Annotated in this window: 10 protein-coding genes and 1 pseudogene; 4 read left to right on the top strand and 7 right to left on the bottom strand. The window is 72.0% G+C overall.

The window, feature by feature from the left end:
• Positions 1 to 120: 120 nt before the first annotated feature.
• A pseudogene (locus ACWDX7_RS27370) lies at positions 121 to 600 on the top strand (GNAT family N-acetyltransferase); the annotation flags it as partial.
• 85 nt (positions 601 to 685) lie between these two features.
• On the opposite strand, the gene ACWDX7_RS27365 reads toward ACWDX7_RS27370, so the two are convergent.
• The 6 genes from ACWDX7_RS27365 to ACWDX7_RS27340 form a co-directional block, all read right to left on the bottom strand.
• Positions 686 to 2260 carry a type VI secretion protein gene (locus ACWDX7_RS27365; protein ID WP_451493168.1) on the bottom strand — a complete coding sequence of 525 codons (1575 nt, stop codon included), beginning with the start codon at positions 2258 to 2260 and terminating at the stop codon, positions 686 to 688.
• Between the two features lie 2 nt (positions 2261 to 2262).
• The gene (locus ACWDX7_RS27360) at positions 2263 to 3684 is read right to left on the bottom strand and encodes an ATP-binding protein (protein WP_451493169.1); all 1422 of its coding nucleotides are present in this window, start codon (positions 3682 to 3684) and stop codon (positions 2263 to 2265) included.
• A 19-nt stretch (positions 3685 to 3703) separates the two neighbouring features.
• A complete protein-coding gene (locus ACWDX7_RS27355; RefSeq protein ID WP_451493170.1) occupies positions 3704 to 5266 on the bottom strand; it encodes an SCO6880 family protein in 1563 nt (520 codons plus the stop codon).
• Positions 5263 to 6528: a hypothetical protein gene (locus ACWDX7_RS27350; protein WP_451493191.1), complete on the bottom strand. Its 1266-nt coding sequence runs from the start codon at positions 6526 to 6528 to the stop codon at positions 5263 to 5265. Before ACWDX7_RS27350 ends, ACWDX7_RS27355 begins: the two co-directional genes overlap by 4 nt.
• Positions 6529 to 6745: 217 nt before the next feature.
• Positions 6746 to 7585: a hypothetical protein gene (locus ACWDX7_RS27345; RefSeq protein ID WP_451493171.1), complete on the bottom strand. Its 840-nt coding sequence runs from the start codon at positions 7583 to 7585 to the stop codon at positions 6746 to 6748.
• 97 nt (positions 7586 to 7682) lie between these two features.
• The gene (locus ACWDX7_RS27340; protein ID WP_008742356.1) at positions 7683 to 7991 is read right to left on the bottom strand and encodes a hypothetical protein; all 309 of its coding nucleotides are present in this window, start codon (positions 7989 to 7991) and stop codon (positions 7683 to 7685) included.
• 414 nt (positions 7992 to 8405) lie between these two features.
• Between ACWDX7_RS27340 and ACWDX7_RS27335 the strand changes: the two genes are divergently transcribed.
• The 3 genes from ACWDX7_RS27335 to ACWDX7_RS27325 all read left to right on the top strand — a co-directional run bounded on the left by ACWDX7_RS27335 (position 8406) and on the right by ACWDX7_RS27325 (position 10384).
• Positions 8406 to 9050, top strand: a complete 645-nt coding sequence (locus ACWDX7_RS27335) for a hypothetical protein (protein ID WP_451493172.1) — start codon at positions 8406 to 8408, stop codon at positions 9048 to 9050.
• A 177-nt stretch (positions 9051 to 9227) separates the two neighbouring features.
• Positions 9228 to 9488 carry a YunG family protein gene (locus ACWDX7_RS27330; RefSeq protein ID WP_451493173.1) on the top strand — a complete coding sequence of 87 codons (261 nt, stop codon included), beginning with the start codon at positions 9228 to 9230 and terminating at the stop codon, positions 9486 to 9488.
• Positions 9449 to 10384 carry an alpha/beta fold hydrolase gene (locus ACWDX7_RS27325; RefSeq protein WP_451493174.1) on the top strand — a complete coding sequence of 312 codons (936 nt, stop codon included), beginning with the start codon at positions 9449 to 9451 and terminating at the stop codon, positions 10382 to 10384. The genes ACWDX7_RS27330 and ACWDX7_RS27325 overlap by 40 nt, the downstream gene beginning before the upstream one ends.
• Before the next feature lie 449 nt (positions 10385 to 10833).
• Here the strand turns inward: ACWDX7_RS27325 and ACWDX7_RS27320 are convergent, their stop codons facing one another.
• Positions 10834 to 11664, bottom strand: coding sequence for a pentapeptide repeat-containing protein (locus ACWDX7_RS27320; RefSeq protein WP_451493192.1), 831 nt, complete (start codon positions 11662 to 11664; stop codon positions 10834 to 10836).
• Position 11665 lies beyond the last annotated feature (1 nt).

Here is an 11665-nt window from a genome sequence, read left to right as displayed (position 1 = left end):
GTACTGCAGGGGGGACCCTGTGGGAGAGTAGGACGCCGCCGAACTTTTATTGTGGGGAAGCCCCGCACCTTATGGTGCGGGGCTTTCCTGCGTTCCGGACCAGAACAGGTGATCTTCGACATGAACCAGTACGTGATACGGGCCGTGCGTGGAGACGAGTGGGAAAGGGTCAAGGAACTGCGGCTCGCCGCGCTGAATGATCCGGCGGCGCCCGTGGCGTTCCTGGAAAGCGTGGCGCAGGCCGAGGCCCGGCCCGACGAGTTCTGGCAGGCTCGTGCGGCCGGCGCCTCGCACGGGCGGGCGGCGCGGCAGTTCATCGCGGAGGCGCCCGATGGGGAGTGGGGCGGCTCCGTGACCGTTCTGGTTGAGGTGAAGGGGACCACCGATATCTTGGGCGAGGTGATCGAGCGTACGCAGGGGCATGCCGTCGGGGTGTTCGTGCGGTCGGGGCTGCGGGGGACCGGGCTGGCGGAGGGATTGTTGGAAGCCGCGCTGGAGTGGGCCTGGAAGCTGGAGGAGCCTGCGCTGGAGTGCGTACGCCTCTTGGTGCACGAGGAGAACGAGCGGGCCGGCGCGTTCTACCGGCGGTTCGGGTTCCGGGCGACCGGGCGGTGTGTGGCGATGCCCGGGGATCCTTCGGCGAGGGAGATCGAGTACGTTTCCGCGGCCGCTGTGAGGGCAGGGGTCAGGGCAGGTCGGCCTGGGGCCAGTGGGCGCGGGCCTGTTCGCGGCTTCGGCACAGGGCCAGCATGGGGAGCGTCTCGTCGGTCAGGAGCTCCGGCAGCTGGGGGAGGGGGGCGACCGCGGCCACGTCGTCCAGGATCAGCGTGAGTGGTGGGTCGAGCCGGCCGTGCGATGACCGTGCGGCCATGCGCCGGCCGTGCTCGACCACGTGCGAGGTGAGTGCGGTCAGCAGCGGCATCGCACCCGGGTGGGTACGGGGATCTTCGAGTGGTTCGCCCACCACGTAGAGGCTGCCCCCTTCCGCGACGAACGAAGCCAGCGCCAGGGAGTCCGCGCGGTTCGGGTTGCAGGCCTCGCGGATGTGGATGGACGTGAGGCAGGAGAGGGCGCGCGAGGTCAGGTTCTGGGCGAGTTCGCGGCGCTCGGGGTGGGCGGTGAGCGCGCTTTCCAGTTCACCGGCCGCGCCGGGGGCTGCCCGGGGGTGGGTGCGAAGGACGCGAACCGGGTCCTGGGCGTTGTTTCCCTGCGTCCAGCGGTGGAGTTGTTTGAAGGGGCGGTCGTCCAGGTCGGCGGCCTGGAGCCAGCTGCGCAGGAGCGTTTCCGCGGTGTCGGCGACGGCCGCGTCCATGCGGGCCTGGGGGCGTACGGGGGCCAGCAGGGCGATGGCGCGGGCGGCGGCGGTGTCCCGGTCGGCGCAGCCCTCGGCCGGGTTCCAGTGCATGCGGGCCGGGGTGTCGCAGAGGTGCGAGGGGTCGTAGAGGAGGACCGGGCCGAGTTTGGCGCGGGCGTCCTTGGTCTCGGCCCAGAGGGCCGGTGAGGAGGTCAGGATCAGGGCGGGCCCCTCCGACTCGCCGATGCGCTGCACCGCGGCACGGAAGCGGTCGCGCTGGCCGCCGTAGGTGAGGCGGCGGGGGCGCGTCGGTGCGTATCCGAAGCCGTAGCGGTAGGCATCGTCGTTCGGGTGGGCCGCGGTGCCCGAGCCCTGGCCGGGGCCGGCGGGCTGGGTGACGAACCGGGCGGAGTCGGAAGCGGAGCCGGACGAGGGCACGGGCGCGGAGTCGGATGCGGGCACGGGCGCGGCCGGGGTGGCCGGTGCGGTCGCCGCCGACTGGGCGGCCTCGTACGGCTGTGGCTGCGGCTGGGGTCGCGGCTGGCTGGGGATGGGGGCCGGAGCGGGAGGCTGCTCCACGGCGTGCGCGGCGGCCTGTCGGGCGAGGGCGCGGCGGGACTTGGTACGGGCGATCACGCCGATGGCGAAGACCGTGAGGACGAACATCACCAGCAGCTGGCTGATGAACAGGCCCCAGAACAGGCCCCAGCCGGGCAGCGCCGCCGGGTCGGTGTCCGGCCAGGCGCCCGGGACGTCATGAGGCTGCGCTATCAGCGCGCGGACGGCCTCCGGGGTCCGGGTGAAGGTGACGGTCGCGGGCCAGGCGCCCTTGGAGAACCAGGCCGCGAGGCCCGTCGCCGACCACACCAGGACGGCCAGGCCCAGCAGGAAGGCGAGCAGGGCGACGAGCAGGCCGTCCGGGACGCCCCCGCCCCGGGTGTTCTGCGTACGCCGTACGTCGTGCATGGTCAGGCCACCGTGGTCGTGGAACCCGGACCGCTGCCGTTGCGGCGGCGTTCGATGGACAGGGCGCGTTCCTCCGCCTCCAGTTCGGCGGCGAGCATGTCGTCGGGGAGACGGTCGGGAGCGGAGGCCTCGGTCATCGCGCGGTCGGTGTAGACCAAGGGGCGTTCGGCTTCGGTGATCAGGTGTTTGACCACCTGGACGTTGCCGTTGACGTCCCAGACCGCGATGCCCGGGGTGAGGGTGGGGATGATCTCCACGGCCCAGCGCGGCAGGCCGAGGACGAGGCCCGTGGCTCTGGCCTCGTCGGCCTTCTGGGCGTAGATCGTGCGGGTGGAGGCCATCTTGAGGATGGCGGCGGCCTCGCGTGCGGCCGCTCCGTCGACCACGTCGGAGAGGTGGTGGACGACGGCGACGAAGGAGAGGCCGAGGCGGCGGCCGAACTTCAGCAGGCGCTGGAACAGCTGGGCGACGAAGGGACTGTTGATGATGTGCCAGGCCTCTTCGACCAGGAAGATGCGCTTCTTCCGGTCCGGCCGGATCCAGGTGTGCTCCAGCCAGACGCCGACGATCGCCATGAGGATCGGCATGGCGATGGAGTTGCGGTCGATGTGGGAGAGGTCGAAGACGATCAGTGGGGCGTCGAGGTCGATGCCGACGGTGGTGGGGCCGTCGAACATGCCGCGCAGGTCGCCGTCCACGAGGCGGTCGAGGACCAGGGCGACGTCGAGGCCCCAGGCCCGTACATCGTCTATGTCGACATTCATCGCCGCGGCCGACTCGGCTTCCGGGTGCCGCAGTTGTTCCACGATGTCGGTGAGGACGGGCTGGCGGTCGCGGATGGTGTCCACGACGTAGGCGTGGGCGACCTTGAGGGCGAAGCCGGCGCGCTCGTCGAGGCCGTGGCCCATCGCGACCTCGATGATCGTCCGGAGCAGCGCGAGCTGCCCGGTCGTCGTGATCGCCGGGTCGAGCGGGTTGAGGCGGATCCCGTCGTCGTTGGCGGCGATCGGGTCCAGGCGGATGGGGGTTATTCCGAGCTGCTGGGCGATCAGGTTCCACTCGCCGACGCCGTCCTCGCCCTGGGCGTCCAGGACGACGACCTGGCGGTCCTTGAAGCGGAGCTGGCGCAGTACGTACGTCTTCTCCAGGGCGGACTTGCCGTTGCCGGACTCGCCGAGGACCAGCCAGTGGGGCGCCGGGAGCTGCTGCCCGTAGAGCTGGAAGGGGTCGTAGATGTAGCCCTTGCCGCTGTAGACCTCACGGCCGATGATCACACCGGAGTCGCCGAGTCCGGGGGCGGCGGTGGGCAGGTAGACGGCTTGGGCCTGGCCGGTGGAGGTGCGGACGGGCAGCCGGGTGGTCTCGACTTTACCGAAGAGGAAGCTGGTGAAGGCGTCCGTCAGCGCGGTCATGGGATCTCGCATGGGCGGCACTTCCCTCCAGCTAGCGTCGGATGCCGGTGGCGAACGGCAAGGTGTTGACGAAGGCGCGGTGGTGCTCGCGGTCGCACCACTCCAGCTTCAGGTAGGACTTGCCGGCCGAGGCGCGGATCGTCCGCTTGTCGCGGGCGAGGGCTTCCGGTGAACGCGAGGACACCGTGATGTACCCGACCAGGTTGACTCCCGCCGCACCGCTCGCGAGATCTTCACCCCTCTGGTCCAGCCGGCCGTGGGCGGCGATGTCGCGGGGGTCGACGGTCCGGTTCATCTTGGCGGCGCGGCTGGCGTCCGCCTCGTCGTTGGTCTTCTCCGTGAGCATCCGCTCGATGGCCACCTCGGTGGGCTCCAGATCCATGGTGACGGCGACCGTCCGGATCACGTCCGGCGTGTGAACGAGCAGGGGGGCGAGGAAGTTGACGCCGACGGGTGTCATCGGCCACTCCTTGACCCACGCGGTGGCGTGGCACCAGGGGGCACGGGTGGAGGACTCGCGGGTCTTGGCCTGGAGGTAGGTGGGCTCCACGGCGTCGAGCTCGGCCGGCCAGGCGTTGCGCTTGGTCATGGCCTGGATGTGGTCGATGGGGTGGTCGGGGTCGTACATGGAGTGCACGAGGGAGGACAGGCGGCCTTGGCCGAGCGGCTGGCGGACGCGGATGTCGGCCTCGGCGAGGCGGGCGCAGATGTCGGTGAGTTCGCGGGCCATGACGATGGCGAGGCCGGTGTCGCGGTCGAGTGCGCGTCCCTTGCGGGGGCTGCCCGCGCGGGCGATGGTGTGGGCCTCGGCGGCGAGTTCGCGCGTGAAGTGCATGCAGGCGACGAGGTACGCGCGGTGCTGCTCGGAGGAGGTGGACACCATCGACTGGAGCTGGTCGTAGGACTCGCGCAGCCAGCCGGGGGCCCGGGTGTCGCCGCGTACGGCCACGTCCTTGGCGTGCGCGTCGGGGTCGGCGGGGAGGGTGCGGGCGAGCATCTGGAGGCGGGTGACGAAGCCGTCGCCGTTCGCCACGTGCTTGAGCAGGGTGCCGAAGCGGTCGACGAGGGCCTCCTGGTCCTCGCTGTCGCGCAGGCCGACGCCGGGGCCCTCGATCTCGATGGCGGCGGTGACGGTCCGGCGGTCGGCGTGGAGCAGTACGGCGATCTCGTCGGGGCCGAAGGGGGCGGCGAGCCAGTTGATGCGGCCGATCCCCGGGGGCGGGCCGACCTCCACCTCGCGGCCGTCGGAGCCGCGGACGCCGGCTTCCATGGCGCCCGAGCGGTACGTCGTACCGCGCCGCAGGGTCCGCTTGTAGCTGCGGTTGATCTCGAACCACCGGTAGAAGGTGCGGCCTCTGTAGGGGACGTACACGGCGGCGAGCGCCAGCATGGGGAAGCCGGCGAGGCTGACGATGCGCAGGGTGAGGTCGGGGACCAGCAGTCCGCTCATCATGCCGAAGAAGGCCCCGGTGATGATCAGGGCGATTTCGCCGGTCTCCCGGTTCTTGCCGACGATCGCGTTTGGCCGGGCCCGGCCGATGAGATACGTGCGGCGGGGCGCGACCGGGTGGAGCTGGTGGGACTGGGTCGTCAACGCCCGTCACCTCCTGTGTTCCTCGTACTCGAACTCGTGCGGGGCGGGGGTGCGGCGGAGGGGACAGATCCGCCGCCGGCCCCGCCACCGGAGGCGGGGCGGCTGCTGTGGGCGGCCACGCCTCCGGAGAGGGGATTGGCGGGGCGGGGCGCGCCGGCGCCGCCGTCACCGCCTCCGCGGTGGGCGCCGCGGCTGCTGTGCGTCTTGATGCCCTGCGAGACGAGGGAGGCCGGGGAGCTGATGACGGCGGCTGCTTGGGCGCCGTCGGTGGCCTTGCTGCGGTTGGAGCGGGCGGAGGCGATCTCGTCGCCGAAGCCGGGGACGAAACGGTAGATCATCGCGGAGGCGAAGATCGCCAGGAGGATGATGGCGAGGCCGGTGACGACGGCGGAGAAGGCGTTGGGGCCCTTCTCGCCGGCCAGGGCTCCGGCGAGGCCGAGGACGATGACGATGACCGGTTTCACGAGGATGACGGCGATCATGATGCCCGCCCAGCGGCGGACGTGGCCCCAGAGGTTCCGGTCGACGAGCCCCGCGTAGACGACGACGCCGAGGAGGGCGCCGACGTAGAGGAGGGCGGCTCGGATGAACAGCTCCAGGTAGAGCACGCCGGCGGCGAGGACGGTGACCAGGGCGACGACGATCAGCATGATCGGGCCGCCGCCGATCTCGTCGCCCTTTTTGAGGGCTTCGGAGAAGGAGCCGAAGAAGACGTCGGTCTGGCCGCCGGCGGCGGAGGCGATGACCTCGGTGACGCCGTCGGTGGCGGAGACGACGGTGTAGAGGATGAGGGGGGTGAAGGCGGAGGCGAGGACGGTGAGCCAGAGGAAGCCGATGGCTTCGGACATGGCGGTGGCGAGGGGGACGCCGCGGACGGCTCGCTTGGCGACGGCGAAGAGCCACAGGACGAGGGTGAGGATGGTGGAGGCGGCGAAGACGACGGCGTACTGCTTGAGGAAGGCGGGGTTGGTGAAGTCGACGTTGGCGCTGCCGTTGACCGCTTCGCTGAGCTTGCCGACGATCCAGGCGGCGGCGTCGGCGCAGCCGCGGGCGAGGGAGGCGAGGGGGTTGAGGGCGTCGGCGGGATCGGTGGGGGAGAGGCGGGAGGCTCCGCCGGTTGCCGGGTTCTCGTCCTTGAGGCAGTAGTCCCTGGCCGACCCGATGAGGAGGTCGCATTTCTTGTTGGCTGCCGGGGGCGAGGGTGTCGCTGCCGGGGTGGGGGTAGGGGCCGGCGTCGGTGCGGCGAAGGCGCGGGACGCCAGTGCCAGGACGGCCAGCTGGACGGAGACGACGACGCCCGTCCGCAGCTTGCGGCTAGTGCGGGTCTTTCGGGTCTTGTCGGCCGAGCCTGCGTTGTCCGGTGCCGTGCATCGCGAGGCGGAGGAGCGTGGCTCGTACTGGACGTGCTGGGAAGCCCCGACCACGCGGCCAGGTGCGGTGCCGGGCAGCGCGGGCCCGGCAAGATCCGAAAGACACGCCCTAGCGGGCATAGGTGAACCCTCCGAACTCCTTGGTGGCCTTGCTGATGTCGTCCGCGGACGACACGGCGGCGTCGCCGGGTACCGGAGCGGGGCCGTCCTGCTGGGTGTCCGCGGTGACTCTCCAGCCGTCGCCGGACCAGGCGAGTTCGAAGGTCCAAGTCTTCCAGGTGGTCCGTACGGGGTCGGTGGACTTCTCACCGGACATGCCGATCAGACCTGTGGACCAGACGGCGACTTTGGCGCCCGCGGGGGTGTAGCTCTCGACCCGCGTGCCGACCGGGATGGTGCGGGTGACGAAGGTGCTGCCCTGCGGGGCTTTGCCGTTCGCGTCCAGGCCGAGCTTGGCGAGGAAGGCCGGGGAGTACGCGGCGTCCTGCGGGCCCTTCAGCCGGCCCGCGGCCTCGGGCGTGTACACCCCGTCCACGATGGCGTGCCGGGTCTCCTTCTTGAACATGCCGTCGGAGCCGAGGATCACCGCGTAGTTGGCGGCCGCCGATTGGGCGCCCTGTTCGGTGTGGGCGAAGCCCTGGGGGATGGTGCCGGGCTTGGTGTCCACTGGGGCGACGCCCGTCGCCGCGGTGGAGGAGGCTGCCGGGGGTTTGTCCGAGGTGGGGTCCGACGGGGTGTCGGGGGCCTGGTTGGCGAAGGCGATCGCGGCGACGAGGAGGACCACCACACCCACCACCGTGACCAGGCCGCGGGAGGCGCGGGGGGTGCGGCGGGTGGGGCCGTACGGGTCGGCGGCGGAGTCCGGGAGGCGGGTACGGGTCTGGCCCGTGCCGCCGACCTCGCCGTAGCCGCCGCCGGCGCTGCCGCCGTACTGGTCGTCGTTGCTCATGTCCGTTCCGCCCCCTCCGCGTCGTCCGACGGTAGCGCTGGTTCCCGCGTTGGTGCGGTGTGGTGAGTCCTCATCAGATGCGGCTGCGGGGGATCGGCTAGACGGCCATTCCGTAGACGATCGTGAACAGCGTGCCGAGCGATCCGATGATGAAGACGCCGGTCAGCCCGGCCACGATCAGGCCTTTGCCCTGTTCGGCGCTGAACGTGTCGCGCAGGGCCGTCGCGCCGATGCGCTGCTTGGCCGCGCCCCAGATGGCGATGCCGAGGCAGAGGAGGATGGCTACGGCCATGACCACTTCGATCATGACCTTCGCCTCATTGCCGAGACTGCCGAACGGCCCCCAGTTCGGGGCGATTCCGCCGATGATGGTGGTGATATCGCCCTTTTCGGCTGCCAGGATCATGTAACTCACCGCCCCTGTATGGGTAGTTCCGGTAGCCCGTGCCGACGGCAGGGGTCACGCACTATCTTCGCTGATGAAACTGCCGTCGTCGCCGACTTGGCGGGTCTCTTTACCCGATATCCCGGCCCGCGCCCCGTTCCCGCCCGGTTCGCGCGCTCTGGCCTGGGCCTGGGCGGTGGGCATGCGAACGGACGTATGGTCACTCTGTGTATCACGACGCGTGACGCCGGGCAATGACTGTCGTCCCGGCGTGCGGGGGGTGGGGCGTGGGGCCGCCGTTCGGCGCAGTGGGGCCGCGTGTCGTTGGGCCGACCCGCTGACATTTGTCCGACATTCCGTCAGTCGTTCCATCCGTGTGCCGAGTTGCGGGCGATGCTCCACGTCGTTCGGTACGACGACGCAAGGAGTGGACGGATGGGTTCCGCAATGATGGCGGGTCGGCGCGCGTGGCTGGCCAGTGGTCTCGCAGTGCCGCTGGCGCTCGCGCTCATGGGTGTGTCGGCCCCGGCGACGGCGGCCGCCCCGGGAGCGGGCACGGCGGTGGCGGCGCCCGTGACGGGCAGCGACTGTGCGACGAGCAGGGCGGCCGACAGCAAGTCGATCAAGCCGATGAAGTCCACCAAGCCGACGAAGCCGGTGAAGGCCGGGTCCAAGACGGTGAAGTCCGCGCCCGCCGCCCAGGACTCCGCCTGCCTCGGCGGCCGCGGCTCGAAGGGCCGGCAGGGCGCCCGGGGTCCGGCCGGTCCTCCCGGGCCGTGCGTGGACATCGACACGGCCCCGGCGCCGGGGCCGGCCGCGCTGCTCGCCGAGTACAGCGCGGCGCTGCGGAAGGGCCGGACGTACGTCGGGGTCCGGACCACGCCGACCGGCGGCTACCGCTGGGTGGACCTGACCCGGGCCGGTACGCCGGGGTACCCGAGCCGCGGGTGCGGAGTGTCCATCAAGGTCACCGACCGGGTCTACGTCAAGGTGCTCACGCCGACGGGGGAGATCTTCGAGAACTCCTGCACGCTGACGCTGAGCTGCACCCTGGGCTGGGCGGCCGTCGTCAGGCCGTGACGGCCCGCCCGATCCCGTCCGGCGCCGGGACCGGAGCGCAAGCCGGTCACGGCGGCGGACGGGAGGGCGTCGCCGAGGCGCGGCCTGCCCGCGGCGCGCGGCGGCCGTGCGTGACGCGGCCCGCCCCGGCTGGCGCTCGGCCGCCGCGTTGTCAGTGGGGTGCGGCAGGGTTGCGGTATGACGACTCCGTGGACCCTCGCCGACATCGAGGCGGCCATCCGGGCAGGATGGTCGGCCGAGACCTGCTCGCCCGAGGACGTGGAGCGGGCGCCCTGGACGGCCGACAATCCGGCCTGGGGGCACTGTGACATCACGGCTTTGGTCGTCCAGGACATGGCGGGCGGCGAGCTGATGGTCGGCGAGGTCTGGCTGGACGGGGAGCAGCAGGGCTTCCACTGGTGGAACGTGCTGCCGGGGGGGGCATACGGATCGACCTGACGCGGGAGCAGTTCCGGCGCGGCCAGACGGTCACCGCTGGCCGGCTGATGCGCAAGCGGCCGGGCGGGCGGCTGCCGAGGCGCTGGGCGGAGTACCAGCTGCTGCGGCAGCGCGTCAACGACAAGCTGGGGCCGCTGCCGGGGGTCTTCCGGGCACCGGACGGGCGGCGGCTCGCGTACACGGACTTCGGCGGGCCCGGCGCGCCGCTGCTCGCCCTGCACGGGCACTTCCAGAACGGGAGGAGCTACGAGCGGCTGGCGCGGGAGGTGGGGCCGCAGTGGCGGGTGATCACCCTGGACCAGCGCGGGCACGGGGAGTCCGACCGGGCCGGGGAGTACACGCGGGAGGGGTACGTGGCGGATGCGGCGGGTCTCCTGGAGCACCTGGGGCTCGGGCCCGCGGTGGTGCTGGGGCATTCGCTGGGCGGGGTCAATGCGTACCAGCTCGCGGCGCGGCGGCCGGATCTGGTGCGGGCGGTGGTGGTCGAGGACATCGGGGCGGTCGTCGACGACGAGCTGTCCTTCGTGCGGCAGTGGCCGCGGCGGGCCGCCACCCGGGAGGCCTTCCTGGCGGGGGTGGGCAGCTCGGCGCCGTTCGTGGCCGGTTCCCTGCGGGAGCATCCGGACGGGTGGGGGACCGAGTTCCGGGCCGAGGACATGGTGGAGTCCCAGCGGGGGTTGAACGGGGACCACTGGGAGGACTGGCTGGCGGTGCGCGGGCCGACGTTGCTGGTGCGGGGGGATCGGAGCGGGGTGCTGTCGGCGGAGCACGCGCGGGAGATGACGGTGCGGAGGGCGGGGGTGCGGTTGGTCGAGTTGCCGGCGGGGCATGCGGTGCGGGTGGGGGATCCCGGGGGGTTCGTCGCCGCCGTGCGGGGGTTTTTGGCGCGGGTGTGATCCCGGCCGGTGTGCGGCCGCAGCGGTCCCGGCGGTGCCCGCCGGTGCCCGGCTGCGCCGGGCTTTCGGGGCTCCGCCCCGGACCCCGCGCCTCAAACGCCGGCGGGGCTGGGGTTGCGGCTCCGCGCTTCAATCGTCGGCGGGCTGGGTTTGGGGCCCCGCGCCTCAAACGCCGGCGGGGCTGGGGGTGGGGCGCCGCCCCGAGCCCGCGGCTCAAGCGGCGGCCGGGCTGAGGTTGGGACCCCGCGACTCAAACGCCGGCGGGGCTGGGGTTGGTTTCCGCCCCGGATTCCGCGGTCCGAGCGTCGGCGGGGCTGGGGGTGGGGCGCCGCGCCTCAAGCGCTGGCGGGGGTGGGGTTGCGGCTCCGCGCTTCAAGCGCTGGTGCGGCTGGGGGTTGGGGCTGCGCCGCGGGCCTGCGCGGCTCAAGCGTCGGCGGCCGGGGTGGGGGTCAGGACCAGTGGGTGGGGCGGGTGAGGGTTGGGGGGATGCGGGTGGAGGGGTTGCCGCGGGCTGCGTTCAGTTGGGGCTGGGTGAGGAAGACGGCGTCGCGGAGGTCCGCGTCCCGGAGATCGGCGTCGCGGAGGTCCGCGCCGATCAGGTCCGCCGTGCGGAGGTCCGCGCCGGTGAGGTCGGCGGCGATCAGGTAGGCGCCGCGGAGGTTCGCACCGCGCAGGTTGGCGCCGGAGAGGCGCGCCCCCATGAGGTCGGCACCGCGGTGGTTCTTCTTGCGGCCGGGCACCTTGGCCCGTACGAGCTCGCTGGTCTTCAGGAGGAGGGTGTTGATGTCCTGGCGGAGGGCTCCGACATCCAGGTCGGCGAGGGCCTGCGCGTCAGCGCGGGTCCACTGCGCGGTATCCGCGAGCGCGCGGCGCAGCTCCGGGTGGACCGGGGCGGCGTCCGGGAGGGCCAGTGCCTGGGTGACGTAGAAGAGCAGCTCGTGCAGTTGCCGCATCACCGGGAAGACGTCGAACATCTGCCGGGCGGTGGCGGCGGAGTGCGTGCGCCAGTCCTGCCCGCCGAAGGTGACCTGGGACACCTGCTGGCCCGCGCCGAAGCAGTCGAAGACGGTGCAGCCCTGGAATCCCTTGTCGCGCAGCCGGGTGTGGATGCCGCAGCGGAAGTCCTGCTGGAGGTTCTCGCAGGGGGTGCCGGCGGGCTTGTTCACGGCGAAGTCGCTGGATTTGGCGAAGGGCAGGGCGACGCAGCAGAGGGCGAAGCAGTTCGCGCAGTCGGCCTGGAGGACGGGAAGGGGGGCAGACGGGTTGGACACGTCATCCATT

This window comes from Streptomyces sp. NPDC003034, from assembly GCF_053591375.1.
The sequence above is the reverse complement of the archived record's forward strand: the minus strand, read 5'-3'. Positions and strand labels throughout refer to the sequence as shown.

Bases quoted from the DNA above. Each gene is read 5' to 3' on its own strand.
- ACWDX7_RS27365 (WP_451493168.1), bottom strand. From the start codon at position 2,260: ATGCACGACGTACGGCGTACGCAGAACACCCGGGGCGGGGGCGTCCCG.
- ACWDX7_RS27360 (WP_451493169.1), bottom strand. From the start codon at position 3,684: ATGCGAGATCCCATGACCGCGCTGACGGACGCCTTCACCAGCTTCCTC.
- ACWDX7_RS27345 (WP_451493171.1), bottom strand. From the start codon at position 7,585: ATGAGCAACGACGACCAGTACGGCGGCAGCGCCGGCGGCGGCTACGGC.
- ACWDX7_RS27340 (WP_008742356.1), bottom strand. From the start codon at position 7,991: ATGATCCTGGCAGCCGAAAAGGGCGATATCACCACCATCATCGGCGGA.
- ACWDX7_RS27335 (WP_451493172.1), top strand. From the start codon at position 8,406: ATGGGTTCCGCAATGATGGCGGGTCGGCGCGCGTGGCTGGCCAGTGGT.
- ACWDX7_RS27330 (WP_451493173.1), top strand. From the start codon at position 9,228: ATGACGACTCCGTGGACCCTCGCCGACATCGAGGCGGCCATCCGGGCA.
- ACWDX7_RS27320 (WP_451493192.1), bottom strand. From the start codon at position 11,664: ATGGATGACGTGTCCAACCCGTCTGCCCCCCTTCCCGTCCTCCAGGCC.